A 17,112-nucleotide genomic window follows, 5' to 3' on the forward strand; every position below is an offset into this window, starting at 1 on the left:
CCCGTCAGAAGAGGCGCCACGAAAGCGCTTCCGGAAGCGCTTTCGGTTACGATTGCACGTGATTCAGCCCCGGACAAGGGGGGTTCGCAACCATGGCCGACCGACCTTATCCGCCCCGCCTCGTCGACGTGGCCAAAGCCGCGGGGGTCTCACTGGCGACCGCCTCCCGGGCCCTGACGGGCAGCACCGGGGTCAGCGCCGAGCTCGCCGCCCACGTCCAGGCGGTCGCGTCCCAGGTGGGCTACGTGCCCAACAGCCACGCGCGCGCCCTGGCCGGCGGGCAGGCGTCGATGGTCGGGCTGATCGTGCACGACGTGGGCGACCCCTACTTCGGCGAGATCGCCAGGGGCGTGCTGCGCGAGACCGAGAGCCGCGGCTACCTGGCGCTCATCAGCCAGACCGAGCGCGACCCGAGCGCCGAGCTGGCCAGGATCCGGGCGTTGCGCGCCCACCGCGTGACCTCGATCGTGCTGGCCGGATCCGGCTACGTCGAGGCCGGGACCGAGGCCGACATCGCCACCGAGGTGCGCTCGTTCACGGCGGCGGGCGGCCGGGTGGCCGTCATCGGCCGCCACCACCTGCAGGTGGACGCCGTGCTGCCGGACAACGCGGGCGGCGGCTCCACTCTCATGCACCACCTGCTCGACCTGGGCCACCGCCGCCTCGGCGTGCTCGGCGGCCCGGCCAACCTGACCACGGTGGAGGACCGGCTGGCCGGGCTGCGGGCGGCGCTGGCCGCGGCCGGGCTCGACTGGCGCTCGTTCCCCGTGGTGCACGGCGACTTCACCAGGGAGGGCGGGGCAGCGGCCACGGCCCGGCTGATGCGGGCGCACCCCGACCTGACGGCGGTGGTCGCGCTGAACGACCCGATGGCGGTGGGGGCGCTGTCGTGGCTGCTCAACAACGGGCGCAAGGTGCCGGGGGAGATCTCGGTGGCCGGGTTCGACGACGTGCCGGTGGCGCGCGACGTCTATCCGGCGCTCACGACGATCCGGCTGCCCATGGTCGGCATGGGCAAGCAAGCGCTTGAGCTCGTTCTGAAGCCGCCCGCCTCGCGTCCGCGCCGCCGCCGCACCTCGCACGAGCTGGTCGTACGCGCCTCCACGGCCCCACCGCCGCCTTGACACCGCTTCACCGGGCCCCTTGACAGCCTGATCCACCGGGTTACGATCCGCTCGAAGGTCAACGAAAGCGCTTTCGAAAGCGCTTACGGAAGCACACCCGGCGAGAGGATCCCGGATGTCAGCCTTTCGCACCCTCGTCCTGACGGCCATGCTCGCGCTGGCCGTACCGATCCCCGCGCAGGCCGCCACCACCACCGCCACCACCGCGGCGGCGCCGGACTGCGGCCCCGGCCGCGCCAAGGTGCGGCACGTCGACGACGGGCGCAACTGGGCGCCCGTGACGCCTGCCAAGTGGCAGTTCCCCGGTGACCAGGTCATCCTCGCCGAGGCCGGCGTCGCCCGGCCGGGCCCGCGGCGGCCCTTCGAGTACGCGGTGCTGAAGACGGGCCCCGAGTTCGGCTCGGTGCGGATCGACGCCCAGGTGCGCCTGGACACCCCGACCAGCGTCAGCAACCGCGACGTGATCATCGTGTTCGGCTACCGGTCGGACACGGAGTTCTACTACGTCCATCTCTCGCAGGACAACACCATCTACCCGCACAACGGGATCTTCGTCGTCAACAACGCGGACCGCCTGCGCATCGACGACCAGTGGAACGGCCAGGTGGGCGCGCCGCCCGCGGTCACCGACACGGAGTGGCATCGCGTCCGCGTCACCCACTGCGTGGAGACGGGCCGCATCGAGGTCTACATGGACGGCGCCACCACGCCCCTGATCACTGCCACCGACCGGACGTTCGCGTCGGGCCGGGTCGGCTTCGGCTCGTTCGACAACATCGGCAGGATGCGCGACATGACCGTCAAGGGCACCCCGGCCTGCGACGCCGCCGACCGATAACCCTCCCCCGCACCCCCCGACACCCCTCGACCCCCTGGTGGTGAGCAGGTATGCCGAAAACCCTCCGGTGCCTGATCGCCGTGGTGCTGGCGACCGCGTTGTGCGCGCCGCCGGCAGCCGCGCAGGCCGATCCGACCCCCGTCGACGACCCCATCCCCGAGAAGCCCGCCGCCTCGGGGCTGACGCTGACGCTCGAGGAGTTCGCCTCGTTCCCGAAGACCGAGCCGGTTCCCGAGCCGACCGACGCGCGCCTGGTCCGCTGGGCCAGGATCAACTACCTGGGCGAGGTCCCCGACGGCTCGCGCCGCCTGTTCGTCAACGACCTCAACGGCAAGCTCTACTTCCTCGACCAGCGCCAGCCGCGCGAATACCTCGACGTCGGCGCCGCCTTCGCCCCCGACTTCGTCTCCGGGCGCGGCCTGGGCGCCGGGTTCGGCTTCGCCGCCTTCCACCCCGAGTTCGCCAGGAACGGCAAGTTCTACACCGTCCACACCGAGTGGGGCGCCGCGCTGACCACGAAGACCCCCGACCTGACGCCGCAGCCCGGCACCAGGTTCCACGGCGTCATCACCGAGTGGACGGCCACCGACCCCAAGGCGAGCGTCTTCTCCGGCACCCGCAGGGAGGTGCTGCGGCTCGGCTTCAACGGCCAGGTCCACGGCATCCAGCAGATCGACTTCAACCCGACGGCCCGCAAGGGCGACCGGGACTACGGCCTGCTGTACGTCGCCGCGGGCGACGGCGGGCGCGGCTCGTCCAGCGACGACCCGCAGAACCTGGCGATCCCGCAGGGCAAGATCCTCAGGATCGACCCGGCCGGCACGAACGGCGCCAACGGCAGGTACGGCATCCCCGCCGCGAACCCGTTCGCCGGCCAGGCCGGCAAGCTCGGCGAGATCTACGCGTACGGCATGCGCGACCCGCACCGCTTCAGCTGGGACCCGCAGGCCGGCAACCGGCTGTTCCTCGGCCATATCGGCGAGCACGCCATCGAGGCCGTCTACGACGTCGGCGCCGGCGACAACCTGGGCTGGAGCGAGCGCGAGGGCTCGTTCACGTACAGCAAGACCGACCGCTGCCACCTCTACACGCTGCCGGACGACGACGCCCAGTACGGCTACACCTACCCGGTGGCCGCCTACGACCACGACCCGCCGCCCGGACACTCCTGCACCGCCGACAGCGGCCACGCGATCACCGGCGGGTTCGTCTACCGCGGGCAGCGGCTGCCGCTGCTGTACGGCAAGTACCTGTTCGGCGACATCGTGGACGGCCAGGTCTTCTTCACCGTCGCCTCCGAGATGGACAAGCGCAGCGGCCGGCGGGCCACGATCCACAAGCCGCGACTGGTGGACACGACCGGCAAGCAGCTGACCATGCAGGACCTGGCCGGGAGCACCCGTGTGGACCTGCGCTTCGGCCAGGACGGCGCGGGCGAGCTCTACGTGCTGTCCAAGGCGAACGGCAAGATCTGGAAGGTCACCAAGGCCGGCTGGACCGCGCCGGACGTGCTGCCGACCCTGCGCGATCACGTCGTGGCCGCCTACGACTTCGAGCACCCGGTGCCCGGAGACCCGGCCCAGGAGCAGGACCAGGGCCTGTCCGGCACGAACATCACGCTGGTCAACGGCGGCGCCGCCATGCGCGTGGCCGACAAGGCCTACCGGGGCAGCACGTACGCGCTGCAGACCCGGCAGGTCGACCCGGCCGCGACCGGCAACGACGACTGGAAGGCCGGCGTCTACGGCGCGGACGGCGTGCCGACGCTGCGCGCGTTCAACGCCGTCAAGGGCGTCACCGTCATGGGCTGGTTCAAGATGCTGGGCGACGGCCCGGCGCCCAACTCCAACACCGCGGACCCGGCCGACTCCTTCAACGCGATCGGCCTGGCCGGGGTGCTCAGCGGCAACTCCCAGGGGCACGACGTCCGGGCCCTGCTGGAGCTCATCACGGTGAACGGCGAGCTGCGGGTCGTGGCGCTCGCCCGGCGCGTGGACGGCGGCGCCTCCCAGACGTTCGCCGCGAACAAGCCCTGGCAGGAGGTGCTGCCGCGCGACCAGTGGGTGTTCCTCACCGCGACGTACGACTTCGACACGGCGACGATGAAGCTCTACCGGAACGGCCGCCCGCTCGACGGGTTCTACTCGGTGACCGGCGACCCGTGGGGCGTCCAGGGAGACCCCGAGCCGGACGTCACCTCGGCGACCGACCCCCGGGGCATCAAGATCGGCGGCAGCTACCCCCAGAACACCAGGGAGCAGAACCCCTGCGACTGCCGGATGGACGGCCTGATGTTCCTGGACAGGGTCGCGGCCCCGGCCGAGGTCTGGGCCCAGTACGAGCTGGCCAGAAACCGTTAGCCGATGGTCTTCATCTGCTTCGTACGGTGATCAGTGAGGTGGAGGTCGCCGCCGAGCCGCTCCTTGAGCAGGTCGAGCACCTTGCGGCTGGACAGTACGGTCCAGAGGTTGCCGACCAGATGGGGGTTGTACTCGGGGGCGGCGTCCATCCAGGCGTCCTTGCCCGCCTGCGTCTTGAACGTCGTGACGAAGAACTCGCCATCGGGGGTCTTGCAGTAGCCGGTGCGGATCTCGGCGGCGTTGACCTGCATCTTCGGCTTGCAGCCGACCTTGGCCGAGAGCTGCTCGACGGTGAGGGGGGCGGCGCTGCCCTGCTTTCCTGCTGCTGCGACATAGCCGCCGCCGCTCCCTGAGGAGCAGCCGGCGACCAGTCCGGCCAGCAGCGCGAAAGCGGCCAGACGTGGAAGTGTCGTCATGTGCGAAGGTACGCGGGCCCGCCCGCCCCGGTTCACCCCATACCGATTGGTTACTTCGGCGGCGCCGGCGTCTGGGAGACCCTGTGGTCCATCAGGTGCAGATCGCCGCTGAGCGGCTCCTTCAGCTGCTCCAGCACCGGAAGCGGGCCCAGGACGGTCCACTGCGGGCCGACCAGGTGCGGGTTGTACTCCGGCGCCCGGTCCATCCACTCATCCTTGAGCTTCTCACTGGCGAAGGTGTTGACGAAGAACTGGCCGGCCTTGGTCTTGCAATAGCCGGTGCGGAGGTCGGAGGCCTCGACCTGCATCTTCGGCTTGCAGCCGACCTTGGCGGAGAGTTGCTCGACGGTGAGGATTGCCGCTGGCTTCTGCGTATCGCTCGCTGCGACGTAGTCGCCCCAGCCCCCTGAGGAGCAGCCGGCGACCAGTCCGGCCAGCAGCGCGAAAGCGGCCAGACGTGGAAATGTCGTCATGTGCGGAGGTACGCACCCTCTATCGCCATGGTTCACCCCGAATCCGGCTAAAACCGGAGCGATTCCATCAGCGCAGGATGACGCAGCCCTGATCGCGCAGCCGGCGCAGCACCTCGGGCTCCCCGTCGAGCTTGTTCCACCGCAGGTCGAGCTTGTCCAGCGGGGGCAGGCTCGCGGGCAGCTCGCGCAGCCGGTTGTTGCGCAGGTCGAGGTGCCGGAGCCCGGCTGGCAGCCGGTCGGGCAGCTCGCTGATGCGGTTGTTGCGCAGGTCGAGCACGCGCAGCTCGCCCAGCTCGGCGATGGACGCGGGCAGCCGGGTCAGCCGGTTGCCCTGCGCGTGCAGCTCCCGCAGCCTGCCCAGGCCGCCGATGGCGTCGGGCAGCGACTCCAGCCGGTTGTTGTAGAGGCGCAGCTCCACCAGCGCGGCCAGCCGCCCCAGCGACTCGGGCAGCCGGGTGAGCCGGTTGTCGGTGAGGTTGAGGTACGCCAGCCGCTCCAGCCGCCCGATCGCCTCCGGCACCTCGGTGAACAGGTTGTCGCTCAGGTAGAGGTAGTCGGTCAGGTCCAGGTCGCCCAGCTCGGGCGGGACGGAGGTGAGCCGGTTGTGCCCCAGGTCCAGCATGCGCAGCCGGGTCAGCCCGCCGATCGCGGCCGGGACCTCGGTGAGCGCGTTCTCGGCGAGGTTGAGGGATTCGAGGCCGGTCAGCTTCCAGAGCGAGCCGGGCACGCCGGTCAGCCCGTTGCCGCCGGCCGCGAGGTGCCGCAGGGCGGGGCTCAGCCGGTCGGGGATCGCGCCGACGCGGTTGCCGTACAGGAAGAGCACCTCCAGGTGCGGCGGGCAGCCCGGGAAGGACGTCAGCTCGTTGCCGTCCAGGTGCAGCGCGCGCAGCGCGGTGAGCCCCGACAGGTCGGGCAGCGAGCGCAGCCGGTTGCCGTCGAGCCTGAGCTCCTCCAGCGCGGAGAGCCCCGCCACCCAGGCGGGGACCTCGGTGAGGTCGTTCCAGGCCAGGTCGATCAGCCGGACGTCGCCGGGGACGGCGGGGAAGGAGGTCAGGCCGGAGCCGGGGGCGCGCATCCGAGGATCATCGCACGGCCGCGCGCAGGTCGAAGAGCTCGGACGGGGAGATGGGCATGCGGTCGATCTCGATGCCCTCGGCGTCCTCGACGGCCGCGGCGATGACCGCGGAGACGGGGATCACGCCGGCCTCGCCCGCGCCCTTGACGCCGAGCGGGTTGAGCGGCGAGGGCGTCTCCAGGTGGGCGGTCTCGACGCGGGGGATCTCGGTGGCGTACGGCATGAGGAAGTCCATGAAGGAGGCGTTGACGAGCTGGCCGTGCGAGTCGTACACCATGCGCTCGTAGAGGGCCCCGCCGATGCCCTGCGCCACTCCCCCGTGGATCTGGCCCTCCACGATCATGGGGTTGATCAGCCGGCCGCAGTCGTGCACGACCGCGTAGCGCACCACCTTGATCTCGGCCGTGTCCGGGTCGGTCTCGACGATCGCCGCGTGCATGCCCGACGCGAACGTGGACCTGATCGGCGAGTAGTAGTCGCGCCCCTCCAGCCCCGGCTCGTCGCCCTCGGCGACCGGCGGCCGGTCCGGGGACGCGGTGCCGGAGAACTGCGTGGCCTTGGCCGTCTCGTCGTCGAAGGCGTAGCGCAGCGGGTTGGCCAGCACCGCCACCGTGGACAGCGGGACGGACGCGGTCGGCGTGCCGGCCACGTGCACCATCCCGTCGGTGATCTCCAGGTCGGCCGGGTCGGCCTCCAGCGCGTCGGCGGCGATGCGCAGCGCCTTCTCGCGTACTTTCCTGCAGGCCAGCGCGATGGCGTTACCGCTGACGACGGCCGCCCGCGAGGCGAACGTGCCCACGGCGTAGCCGAACCTGCGGGTGTCGCCGGTGACCACGCTCACTCGCTCGATGGGCACGCCCAGCTCGGTGGCGGCGATCTGCGCGAACACCGTCTCGTGCCCCTGCCCCTGCGAGGTGAGCCCGGTGGACACGTGCACCCGCCCGTCGGAGGTCACCTGCACGTGGCCGCCCTCGTACGGCCCCACGCCGGTGCCCTCGACGTAGCACCCGACGCCGATGCCCCTGCCGGGCCGCGCCTCGAAGGAGTCCCAGCCGATCAGCTCCTTGATCATGCGGAGCATCTCGGGGTAGTTCCCGCTGTCGTAGATCAGCGGCCGGCCGTCCTGGAACGTCATCCCCTGGTCGTACGGGAACTCGTCGGGCCCGATGAAGTTGACCTCGCGCACGTCGGTGCGGTCCTTGCCCAGGTAGCGGGCGATCTTGTCCATGGTCCGCTCCATGCAGAACACGCCCTGCGGCCTGCCGGCCCCCCGGTAGGGCGTGACCTGCACGGTGTTGGTGTAGACGGCGGAGAACTCGACCCGGTACGCCCCGATCTTGTACGGCCCCAGGAGCTGCGTGGAGGTGACGATCGGCACGATGATCCCGTAGGGCGTGTAGGCGCCGTGGTCGTGCAGGATCGTCACGTCCAGGCCGAGCACGCGGCCGTCGTCGTCGAAGCCGACCCGTACGTACTGCACCTGCCCGCGCTCGTGGGCCGAGGAGATGAAGTGCTCCCTGCGGTCCTCCGTCCACTTGATCTCGCGCCCGAGCGTCATGGCCGCCCACGGCACCAGCACCTCCTCGGGCCACGGGTGCACGATCTTCACCCCGAAGCCGCCGCCCACGTCGGGCGCGATCACCTCGACCTGCGGGAGCGGCAGTTCGAGCGCGGCGGCGACGGCCATGCGGACGCTGGTGGAGGTCTGGGTGCTGGAGTAGACGCGCAGGTCACGGCCGTCCCACCGGGCGTAGACGCCGCGCCCCTCCAGGGGCATGCTGGCGCTGCGCTCGATGTCGAGCCGGAAGGCCAGCGTGTGCGGCGCGGCCTCGATCGCCTCCCGGGCGCCGCGCCCGTCCGTGCCCGCGACCTCCTGGACGAGGTGCGCGCCGACGTTCCCCGGCACGTCCTCGTGCACGAGCTGGGCGCTCTGCACGGCCTCCTCCAGGCCGACGACCGGCTTGAGCAGCTCGTAGTCGACCTCGATGAGCGCGCAGGCGTCCTCGGCGGCGTACCTGTCCTCGGCCACGACCATGACCACCGGCTCGCCGACGTGCCTGACGATCTCCCTGGCCAGTGGGTACGCGGTGCGCCCGTGCGTCAGCGCCGGGTGCGGGATCAGCAGCGGCAGCGGCCGGCCGACCCGTCCGGGCAGGTCCTCCCAGGTGTAGACGGCGACGAGCCCTTCGACGTCGAGCGCGGGGTCCACGTCGATGTCGCGGATGCGGGCGTGCGCGTGCGGCGAGCGCACGAACGCCACGGCCAGCGCCTCGCGCCCGAGGTCGTCGAGGTAGCGGCCCCGGCCGGTGAGCAGCCTGGGGTCCTCCCGCCGCTGCACGGGCTCCCCGAACAACCTCGTCGTCATGCTTCCTCCGCCAGCAGCTCGGCGGCCCGGTGGACGGCCTTGACGATGTTCTGGTAGCCGGTGCACCGGCACAGGTTGCCCGAGATGCCCTCCAGCACCTCGTCGTCCGTGGGGGCCGGGTTGTCCCGCAGCAGGGCGGTCACCGTGCACAGGAACCCCGGCGTGCAGAACCCGCACTGCAGCCCGTGGCACTCGGCGAACGCCCGCTGCACGGCCGACATCTCGTCCGGGGTGCCCAGCCCCTCGACGGTGGTGATCTCGGCGCCGTCCACGCTGACCGCGAACGTCAGGCACGACCGGATCGGCTCCCCGTCGAGCAGCACGGTGCAGCAGCCGCAGACGCCGTGCTCGCAGCCGACGTGGGTGCCGGTCAGGCCGAGGTCGTGGCGCAGGCAGTCGGACAGCAGGCGGCGGGCGGGCACGCCGACCCGCCTGGCGGTGCCGTTCACGACGAGCGTGATCTCATGTTCCACGGGCGCCTGCCTCCCTGGTCGCGTTCCGTACGGCCCGCTCGGCCAGCACGCCCACGAGGTGGCGGCGGTAGGCGGCCGAGGCGTGGATGTCGCCCTCGGGTTCGACCCGGTCCCGCACGATCCGCGCCGCGTCCGCCGGGCTCTCCGTCACGTCCACGACGACCGGCACGGGGCCGACGCCGATGCAGGCGACCCTGGCGGCCTCGACGCGGCCGTCCTCGTCGAGCGTGACGACCGCGCAGACCCCGGCCAGGGCGTAGTCGCCGTGGCGCCGGGCCACCTCTTCGAAGGCCGTCCCGGTGCGCGGACCCAATGCCGGGAAATATGCCGACACGGCCAACTCGCCCGGCTGGACGGCCGACTCCATGGGCCCGACGAAGAACTCCTCGGCGCGCACGTCGCGTACCAGCCCCTGCCAGCGGGCCACCTGGACGGAGCCGCCCAGGACGGCCAGCACGGCGGGCAGCTCGGCGGCCGGGTCTGCGTGCACGAGGCTGCCCACCACCGTCCCCCGGTTCCTGATCACCGGATGGGCGACCAGCCGCAGCGCCCGGCTCAGCAGCGGATGCGCTCCGGCCCGCTCCGCCCGCGCGTGCCGGACCGTCGCCCCGACCCGGACACCGTCGTGCGCCGTCTCCATGGCGTCCAGCCCCTGGACGCGATTGATGTCGACGAGGTGCTCGGGGGCGGCCAGCCGCATGTTGAGCATGGGGATCAGGCTCTGCCCTCCGGCCAGCACCTTGCCCGGCACCTCCGCGAGGGTCCTGAGCGCCTCGCCGAGGTCGCGGGGCACGTGGTACTCGAACGGCGGCGGTTTCACCCGGACTCGCTCCCGGCCGGGCGGGCGGGCCGTCCGGCGATGGCCCGCAGCAGGTGGTATCCGCCCAGCACCACGATGGTGCCGAGCGCGATCCCCTCAAGGGAGAAGTCGCCGCCGATGAAGTGGCTCACAGGTCCGATGGCCAGGATGATGCCCGCGCCGATCGGAACCATGTTGACGGGATCGGAGAAGTCGACGCGGTTCTCGATCCAGATCTTGGCGCCGAGGAGGCCGATCATCCCGTACAAGATGACGGTGACTCCGCCCAGCACGCCGCCCGGGGTCGCGGCGACCAGCGCGCCGAACTTGGGACAGAGCCCGAACAGGATGGCGATGATCGCAGCGATGTAGTAGGCGGCGGTCGAGTAGACCTTGGTGGCCGCCATGACGCCGATGTTCTCGGCGTAGGTGGTGGTGGGCGAGCCGCCGACCGCGCTGGCGACCATGGTGCCCACGCCGTCGGCCGTCACCGCCCGGCCCACGTACGGGTCCACGTCCGCCCCGGTCATCTCGCCGACGGCCTTGACGTGGCCGATGTTCTCGGCGATGAGCGCGATGACGGCGGGCAGCACCAGCAGCACGGCGGAGGTCTTGAAGTCGGGGGCGTGGAAGTCCGGCACGCCGAACCAGGGGGCCGACGCCACGGAGTCGAAGCTCACCCGGTCGTGCGGGAAGGCGGTGGCCACGCAGTACGTCCCCTCGGCCGGGCAACTGGCCCCGGCTGCGTCCCGCAGGTTGGCGCCGGGCAGCGCGGACGTGACGGGCCCCGCGACCTTGTCCAGCACCCACGACAGCACGAACCCCGTGATCAGCCCGACCAGCACCCCGATCCGGCCGACGAACCCCTTGAAGAGCACGATCACCAGGAACGTGACCAGCATCGTGACGAGCGCGACCCAGTGGTCCTGCGGCCAGTAGACGTCCGCCACCACGTACGCCAGCCCGAACCCGATCAGCATGACGACCGCGCCGGTGACCACCGGCGGGAAGACGCGGTGGATGATCTGCACCCCGAGGAAGTGGATGGCCAGCCCGGCCAGCGCCAGCACGAACCCGGCGACCAGGATCGCGCCGGTCACGATCGCGTCCGCGCCCGCCGTGTCACCGCCCCAGGCGGCCCTGATGGCCAGCACCCCGCCGACGAAGGACGCGCTGGTGCCGAGATAGCTGGGCACCCGCCCCTTCACGATCAGCAGGAACAGGATCGTCGCGACGCCCGACATCATCACGGCGACGTTCGGGTCCAGCCCCATCACCAGGGGGAAGACGAACGTCGCGCCGAACATCGCGATCACGTGCTGGGCCCCGAAGCCCACCATCCTGGGCCAGCTCAGCCGCTCGTCGGGCCTGACCACCTCTCCGGGAGCCAGGTGCTTGCCGTCACCGTGTTTGGTCCATCCCAAAACCATGAGAGCCCCTCTTGTGCTGGCGCAGCCGAGCTGCGCTCGGAGCCTGGGCCGGCGACACGTTCCGTTGCGGGCACATTAGGCCCGCCGGGACGCTCCTACACGGGCATGATCTGCCAAATCTACGCCGAGGGCCAGTGAAAAGCTCGCGCACAAGAGATCTGTCTCGCTGTTAGGCAGGTCCCGCACGACAGGCGGTTACTCCACCCGGATGGAGAACCCCTCGCCGCTGACCACCTGCCCCGAGCGGATCTTGGCGCGCTTGCGCAGCTCCACCTCGCCGTCCACCAGCACCATGCCCTCGGCGACCAGATGCTTGGCCATGCCGCCCGTCTCCGTGATCCCGCAGTATTTCAGCAGGTCGCAAAGCGGGATGTACTCGGAGCGCAGTTCGAAGTCCACAACCCCAACCCTAGATGCCGCGCATCCGCAGCACGTGCAGGGCCAGGGTCAGGTTGAGGCGCAGGTGCGGGTCGTCGGTGAAGCTGCCCAGCAGGCGCTCCAGCTTCCCGATCCGGTAGCGCAGCGTGTTGTAGTGGAAGTGCAGGCGCCGCGCCGTCTCGGCCACGTTCAGGTTGGTCTCCAGGAGCACCTGCAGGGTGCGGCGGAGGTCGGCGTTCTCGACGTCGGCGTCGGAGGCCAGCGGGCCGAGCGTCTCGCGGACGAAGGCGTGCAGCTCGTCGGTGTCGTTGACCAGGGACAGCAGCCGATAGACGCCGAGCTGGTCGAAGTGGGCGACCGCGCCGGGCCCGTGGAGCTGGCGGCCGACCCGGGCCGCCTTCAGCGCCTGCGAGTACGCCTCCGGCAGCGTCTCCGCCCCCGGGCTGGGCCGGGACGTGCCGGTCGAGAACGTCGCGGGCGGCACGTCGGCGAAGGCCGAGGCCGCGTCCTTGGCGACCCGGGTCGCGTCGATCGAGGCGTCCACCACGGCCACCACCTCGTGCGAGAACCCCGCCACCGCCCCGCGCGGGTCGTGCCGGCGCATCGCCGCCGTCCAGCACGCCACCAGCCGGTCCTGCGCGCTGCGCTCGTCGCCGTCCGGGTCCAGCTCGGCCACCAGCACGGTCACCGGGCGCGCCAGGTCCCACCCGAACGCCCGCGCCCTGGACGTCACGCGCTCCGCCGTGCCCGCCCGGCCGGTGAGGACATCGCGCAGGAAGTCGGCGCGGTACTTGCTCTCGACGGCGTTGACCGCCTCCTGCCGGGTGACGACCAGCGCGGCCACGGTGGCGGCGCGTTCGAGGATGCCGACGTCGCTGTCGCGGATCGCCCCGGACGGGCTGTAGGCGACGATCCTCCCGTGGTGGTGGCCCCCGGCCAGCACGGGCACCGAGGCGAACGAGCGGGCCCGCCCCGGGGCGGGCGTACGGGGCGGCCCCTCCTGGGAGATCGACTCGCGCAGGACGGCCACGTGCTCGGCGGGCCCGGCGGTGGCCAGCGTGCGGCCCGAGCCGTCCACGGCCGCCACCGACACGTCGAGCAGCTGGGCCACCTCGGCGGCCACCTCGTTGAGCCCGCCGCCGGCCAGCACCACCTGCACCAGCGCCCGGTGCGCCTCCTCGGCGCGGGCGAGCACGGCGGCCTGGCGGTTGAGGATGTCGGTCAGCACCTGGTTGAGGATGTCGTCGAACCCGACGTCGTTCGGCAGCAGGATGAGCGGGAAGCCGAGCCGGTCGGCCTGCTCGACCATCTCGTCGGGCAGCTCGTCCACGTACCGGCCGAGCTTGATCGCCAGCGCCGACAGGCCGCGCTCGTCCAGGTCGGCGACCAGCCGGCCGAGCGACTGCGGGGTGTTGCGCAGCGGGTAGCCGGTGGTCAGCAGCAGCTCGTGCGGCTTGACCCAGGCCAGGATGTCGGGCACTTCCATCACGTTCAGCCGCTGCACGATGCGGCCCAGCCCGCTCTCCCCCGCGATCAGCCGGGCCTCGGCGAGGGTGGAGACGCCGAGCACCTCTCCGACGGAAACACCGTGAATGATCGTCCCGGTGCTGGCGAGACGGACGGGGGGCTCCATGTGGTCGATTGTGACCCGAGAAGCCGTCTGTCAGGAAGAGCCAACCTTCCCGCTGACTGTTGGCAAATTTCTCCGTACGGAGGGTTCGCGGATGGTTTTACGGTCAGGTCCAAGGTCGGATGGGAGGTTCGGTGACCGTCAGTACTCATGCGAGGCGTGCCCGTATCCACGTCACGGGCGCGGCCAGCACGGCGGTACGCCCCGTCCTGGAGTCGCCGCGCCGCCCCGCCCGGGTGCTCGCCGCGTTCCCGGCGGGCGTCTATCTCGAGGTCAGGACCGAGCTGGAGCCTTCGGTGATCGCCGTCATCAATGGCCCGGCCACGCGTCTGCCCAACTCCGTGCTGCTGGCCGGCCCGCTGCCGAGCCTCACGGTGGGTGATGACGCCTCGGTGGGCGACCGAAACATCGAGCTGGGGCCGCTGAGCCTCAGCGTGCGCCGCTGGTGGGACCCCGCCCCGCCGCTCGGCCGGATCGATCGGGCCCGGCTCGCGCAAACGGCCGCCCGATTCGGCGACCCGCCCCAACCGGGGCTGATCGGCAACGGCGCCGTCGAGCTGCTGGCGGACAGCTGCGCGAAGGGCTGGCTGCTGGGCGCCGTGACGGCGGCCGAGCAGCTCGTGGGCCTGGGGCCCGGCCTCACGCCGAGCGGCGACGACGTTCTCGCGGGCCTGCTGGTGACGCTGCGGCACCTGGGCGCGGCGGCCGGGGCGGAGCGCGCGATCTGGCTGGCCGACTGGCTGGCGGCGACGGTGACGTTCGACGCGAGGACGCGTACGACGCCCATTTCGGCCACGCTCCTGCACTGCGCGGCCAGGGGCGAGGCCAGCCCCGAGGTGACCGCCGTGCTGCGCGGCATCACGGGCGCGCAGGCCCTCGAACCGGCCCTGCGCCGCCTCCACCGACTCGGCCACACCTCGGGCTCCGACCTGGCCCAGGGCGTCGCCATCGGCTTGACCGCCGTCCTCGCCCTGAGCAGGTGCCGATGACCGCCGACAAGGTGCTGGTACGGAAGGGCGCGTACGTCGACTCCATCTCCCTGATGCGCATAAGTCGGGCGCTGACCGAAATGTCGGGCATAGAGGCCGCCATGGTCGCGATGGCCACCGAGCTGAACCTCGGCATCCTGCGCGACCTGGGCTTCACCGTCCCGCCGGCCGGTCCGGGCGACCTCCTGATCGCCGTACGCGCCCGCGACGCCGCCGCGGCCGTCGAGGAGGCCGACCGGCAGCTCGCGAGCTTCCGCCGCCCCGAGGGGACCCCGGCCGACCAGCCCCCGCTGACCACCCGCTCGGCCGCCAGAGCCCCGGCCGACCTGGTGCTGATCTCCACCCCGGGCGAGCACGCCTTCGCCGAGGCGCTGGACGCCGTCCAGGCCGGGCTCCCCGTCATGATCTTCAGTGACGGCGTCCCCGTGGCCCAGGAACGGCGGCTCAAGGAGCTCGCGGAGGCCGCGGACGTCCTCGTGATGGGCCCCGACTGCGGCACCGCCGTGCTCGGCGGCGTCGGCCTGGGCTTCGCGAATGTCCTCAGCCCCGGCCCCGTCGGCGTGGTGGCCGCGTCCGGCACCGGGGCCCAGCAGGTGACGTCCCTGCTCGACTGGGCCGGCACCGGCGTCAGCCACGTGCTCGGCGTGGGCGGCAGGGACCTGTCGGCCGAGGTGGGCGGCCTGTCCACGTTGCGGGCCCTGCGCATGCTGGACGAGGACCCGGCCACCGAGCTGATCGTGCTCGTCTCCAAGCCGCCCTCCCCCGAGGTGGCGCGGACCGTGCAGGACGCCGTTGAGCGGCTGCGCACGCCGGTGGTGCCCGCGCTGCTCCCCGAGCCCGACCTGACGGAGGCGACCGAGCGGGTCCTGCGCGCGCTCGGCCGGCCCGTGCCCGAGTGGCCGTCCTGGCCCGCGTGGTCGGGCAAGCAGAGCCGGGCCAAGACGATCAAGGGCGTCTACTCCGGCGGGACGCTCAGCGCCGAGGCCGCGCTGGTGGCCGGGACGGGCGACTTCGTCGACTACGGGGACGACGCCTACACCAGGGGCAGGGCGCATCCCATGATCGACCCGACCCTGCGCGTCGAGGCGCTGGCCCGCGCCCACGAGACGGACCTGGTGCTCATGGACGTCGTGCTGGGCCACGGTGCCGACCCCGACCCGGCCGCCTCGCTCGCGCACGCCGTCGCCCGCACGCCCGCCACCGTCGTGATCGCGCTCGTCGGCACCGAGGGCGACCCCCAGGACCTGCACCGCCAGGCCGCCGCCTTCCGCGAGGCGGGCGCGGCCGTGTTCACCTCCAACGCCCAGGCCGCCCGGCACGCCAGGAGCCTCCTTTGAGCCTGCTCTCCGTCCCGTCCCGCGTCATCACGGTGGGCGCCGACCTGCTCGACGAGGCGCTCAGGGCGCAGGCCGTCGAGACGACGCCGGTGTCCTGGCGCCCGCCGCTGCCCGGCACCGCCGAGGCCCTGGACGCGGTGCTCGCCGACCCGCGCAGGAAGGCCGCCAACGAGCTGGCCGTGAGCAGGCTGACCTCCGCCCGCCCGCACCTGGTGGGGGTGCGGCGGGCCTCGGAGGTGCTGGCGGCGGGCACGTTCCTGCACGCGGGCCCGCCCATCACGTGGGAGCGCGCGTCAGGCCCGATGCGCGGCGCGCTGATCGGCGCGATGCTGCTGGAGGGCCTGGCGGGCGACGAGCACGAGGCCGCGCGCCGGCTGGCGGCGGGCGAGGTCGCGCTGCGGCCGTGCCACGAGCACGCCGCCGTGGGCCCGATGGCGGGCGTGGTGAGCCCGTCCATGTGGCTGTTCGAGGTGCGCGACGACGAGCACGGCGGCACCGCGTACTGCTCGCTGAACGAGGGCCTGGGCAAGGTGCTGCGGTACGGCGCCTACGGGCCCGAGGTGCTGGAGCGGCTGCGCTGGATGGACGAGGTGCTCGGCCCCGCCCTGGCGGCGACCTTGGAGCGCACGGGGCCGCTCGACCTGCGCTCGCTGATGGCGCAGGCCCTGCAGATGGGCGACGAGCTGCACAACCGCAACCGCGCCGCCACCTCGCTCCTGCTGCGCGAGCTGGCCCCGGCGGTGGTCGAGGCCGCCCCGGGCGTCGCCGCGGAGGTGCTGCGCTTCATCAACGGCAACGACCACTTCTTCCTGAACGCTGCCATGGCCGCCGCCAAGGTCGGCACCGACGCCGCCCGCGACGTGCCCGGTTCGTCCATGGTCGTCGCCATGGCCAGGAACGGCACCGACTTCGGCGTCCAGGTCTCGGGGCTGGGCGGGCGCTGGTTCACGGGACCGGCCGGGGTGCCCGACGGGCTCTACCTGGGCACGTACGGGCCGGACGACGCTAACCCGGACATCGGCGACTCCACGATCACGGAGACGTCGGGGCTGGGCGGGTTCGCGATGGCGGCGTCGCCGGCCATCGTGCGGTTCGTGGGCGGCGAGGTGTCAGACGCGGTGCGGGCCACCCGTTCCATGTACGAGATCACGCTCGCCGAGCACCCCGCCTACCAGATTCCCGGGCTCGGCTTCCGCGGCACGCCGGTCGGCATCGACGTGACTCTCGTGGCGAGAACGGGCCTGCTGCCCGTGGTCAACACCGGCATCGCGGGCCGTGTCGCAGGAACCGGTCAAGTAGGAGCAGGGCTGGTCAAACCCCCTGTAGAGGCATTCACCACTGCATTGATCGCATTGGCGGAACAAGCTATCTGAATAGCGACATATCCGCAGGTCAAAACCTTTGTAAGGAGGCTTCAGCTTCCCT

General features: G+C 72.0%; 15 protein-coding genes. 6 read left to right on the forward strand and 9 right to left on the reverse strand.

Annotated elements, in window-relative coordinates:
• Window positions 1–92 precede the first annotated feature (92 nt).
• The 3 genes from ABZS69_RS06390 to ABZS69_RS06400 all read left to right on the forward strand — a co-directional run bounded on the left by ABZS69_RS06390 (window position 93) and on the right by ABZS69_RS06400 (window position 4,322).
• On the forward strand, window positions 93–1,124 hold the full coding sequence (locus tag ABZS69_RS06390) for a LacI family DNA-binding transcriptional regulator (protein ID WP_355367455.1): 1,032 nt from the start codon (window positions 93–95) through the stop codon (window positions 1,122–1,124).
• 115 nt (window positions 1,125–1,239) lie between these two features.
• A complete protein-coding gene (locus tag ABZS69_RS06395) occupies window positions 1,240–1,962 on the forward strand; it encodes a hypothetical protein (protein WP_355367458.1) in 723 nt (240 codons plus the stop codon).
• A gap of 50 nt (window positions 1,963–2,012) precedes the next feature.
• Window positions 2,013–4,322: a PQQ-dependent sugar dehydrogenase gene (locus ABZS69_RS06400; protein WP_355367466.1), complete on the forward strand. Its 2,310-nt coding sequence runs from the start codon at window positions 2,013–2,015 to the stop codon at window positions 4,320–4,322.
• Here ABZS69_RS06400 and ABZS69_RS06405 read toward each other — a convergent pair.
• From ABZS69_RS06405 to ABZS69_RS06445, 9 genes are all read right to left on the reverse strand, one after another.
• On the reverse strand, window positions 4,319–4,738 hold the full coding sequence (locus ABZS69_RS06405; RefSeq protein ID WP_355367469.1) for a hypothetical protein: 420 nt from the start codon (window positions 4,736–4,738) through the stop codon (window positions 4,319–4,321). The two genes, ABZS69_RS06400 and ABZS69_RS06405, sit on opposite strands and share 4 nt — an antisense overlap.
• Window positions 4,739–4,788: 50 nt before the next feature.
• A complete protein-coding gene (locus ABZS69_RS06410; RefSeq protein ID WP_355367472.1) occupies window positions 4,789–5,211 on the reverse strand; it encodes a hypothetical protein in 423 nt (140 codons plus the stop codon).
• Between the two features lie 67 nt (window positions 5,212–5,278).
• Window positions 5,279–6,286 (reverse strand): leucine-rich repeat domain-containing protein, encoded by a 1,008-nt coding sequence (locus tag ABZS69_RS06415; RefSeq protein WP_355367475.1) that lies wholly within the window; start codon window positions 6,284–6,286, stop codon window positions 5,279–5,281.
• A gap of 7 nt (window positions 6,287–6,293) precedes the next feature.
• Window positions 6,294–8,651, reverse strand: a complete 2,358-nt coding sequence (cutA, locus tag ABZS69_RS06420; RefSeq protein ID WP_355367478.1) for an aerobic carbon-monoxide dehydrogenase large subunit — start codon at window positions 8,649–8,651, stop codon at window positions 6,294–6,296.
• A complete protein-coding gene (locus ABZS69_RS06425) occupies window positions 8,648–9,124 on the reverse strand; it encodes a (2Fe-2S)-binding protein (protein ID WP_355367481.1) in 477 nt (158 codons plus the stop codon). Before ABZS69_RS06425 ends, cutA begins: the two co-directional genes overlap by 4 nt.
• Window positions 9,114–9,944 (reverse strand): FAD binding domain-containing protein, encoded by an 831-nt coding sequence (locus ABZS69_RS06430; RefSeq protein WP_355367484.1) that lies wholly within the window; start codon window positions 9,942–9,944, stop codon window positions 9,114–9,116. Before ABZS69_RS06430 ends, ABZS69_RS06425 begins: the two co-directional genes overlap by 11 nt.
• A complete protein-coding gene (locus tag ABZS69_RS06435) occupies window positions 9,941–11,353 on the reverse strand; it encodes a solute carrier family 23 protein (RefSeq protein WP_355367487.1) in 1,413 nt (470 codons plus the stop codon). The genes ABZS69_RS06430 and ABZS69_RS06435 overlap by 4 nt, the downstream gene beginning before the upstream one ends.
• 195 nt (window positions 11,354–11,548) lie before the next feature.
• Window positions 11,549–11,752 (reverse strand): RNA-binding S4 domain-containing protein, encoded by a 204-nt coding sequence (locus tag ABZS69_RS06440; RefSeq protein WP_355367490.1) that lies wholly within the window; start codon window positions 11,750–11,752, stop codon window positions 11,549–11,551.
• A 10-nt stretch (window positions 11,753–11,762) separates the two neighbouring features.
• Window positions 11,763–13,364, reverse strand: a complete 1,602-nt coding sequence (locus tag ABZS69_RS06445; RefSeq protein ID WP_355367493.1) for a PucR family transcriptional regulator ligand-binding domain-containing protein — start codon at window positions 13,362–13,364, stop codon at window positions 11,763–11,765.
• A gap of 131 nt (window positions 13,365–13,495) precedes the next feature.
• On the opposite strand from ABZS69_RS06445, the gene ABZS69_RS06450 reads away from it, so the two are divergent.
• Genes ABZS69_RS06450 through ABZS69_RS06460 form a run of 3 tightly spaced genes read left to right on the forward strand, consistent with a single transcriptional unit; the run spans window position 13,496 to window position 17,060 of the window.
• Entirely contained in the window at window positions 13,496–14,350 is an 855-nt protein-coding gene (locus ABZS69_RS06450; protein WP_355367496.1) for a DUF2877 domain-containing protein, read from the forward strand.
• Window positions 14,347–15,687, forward strand: a complete 1,341-nt coding sequence (locus ABZS69_RS06455) for an FdrA family protein (protein WP_355367499.1) — start codon at window positions 14,347–14,349, stop codon at window positions 15,685–15,687. Before ABZS69_RS06450 ends, ABZS69_RS06455 begins: the two co-directional genes overlap by 4 nt.
• Window positions 15,684–17,060: a DUF1116 domain-containing protein gene (locus ABZS69_RS06460; RefSeq protein ID WP_355367502.1), complete on the forward strand. Its 1,377-nt coding sequence runs from the start codon at window positions 15,684–15,686 to the stop codon at window positions 17,058–17,060. Before ABZS69_RS06455 ends, ABZS69_RS06460 begins: the two co-directional genes overlap by 4 nt.
• Window positions 17,061–17,112: the final 52 nt, after the last annotated feature.

It is taken from the genome of Nonomuraea sp. NPDC005650, from assembly GCF_040605375.1.
Lineage (GTDB): Bacteria > Actinomycetota > Actinomycetes > Streptosporangiales > Streptosporangiaceae > Nonomuraea.

Coding starts and splice junctions, on each gene's coding strand:
- cutA (WP_355367478.1), bottom strand. CDS start 8,651: ATGACGACGAGGTTGTTCGGGGAGCCCGTGCAGCGGCGGGAGGACCCC.
- ABZS69_RS06410 (WP_355367472.1), bottom strand. CDS start 5,211: ATGACGACATTTCCACGTCTGGCCGCTTTCGCGCTGCTGGCCGGACTG.
- ABZS69_RS06400 (WP_355367466.1), top strand. CDS start 2,013: ATGCCGAAAACCCTCCGGTGCCTGATCGCCGTGGTGCTGGCGACCGCG.
- ABZS69_RS06445 (WP_355367493.1), bottom strand. CDS start 13,364: ATGGAGCCCCCCGTCCGTCTCGCCAGCACCGGGACGATCATTCACGGT.
- ABZS69_RS06390 (WP_355367455.1), top strand. CDS start 93: ATGGCCGACCGACCTTATCCGCCCCGCCTCGTCGACGTGGCCAAAGCC.
- ABZS69_RS06435 (WP_355367487.1), bottom strand. CDS start 11,353: ATGGTTTTGGGATGGACCAAACACGGTGACGGCAAGCACCTGGCTCCC.
- ABZS69_RS06405 (WP_355367469.1), bottom strand. CDS start 4,738: ATGACGACACTTCCACGTCTGGCCGCTTTCGCGCTGCTGGCCGGACTG.
- ABZS69_RS06395 (WP_355367458.1), top strand. CDS start 1,240: ATGTCAGCCTTTCGCACCCTCGTCCTGACGGCCATGCTCGCGCTGGCC.
- ABZS69_RS06455 (WP_355367499.1), top strand. CDS start 14,347: ATGACCGCCGACAAGGTGCTGGTACGGAAGGGCGCGTACGTCGACTCC.
- ABZS69_RS06415 (WP_355367475.1), bottom strand. CDS start 6,286: ATGCGCGCCCCCGGCTCCGGCCTGACCTCCTTCCCCGCCGTCCCCGGC.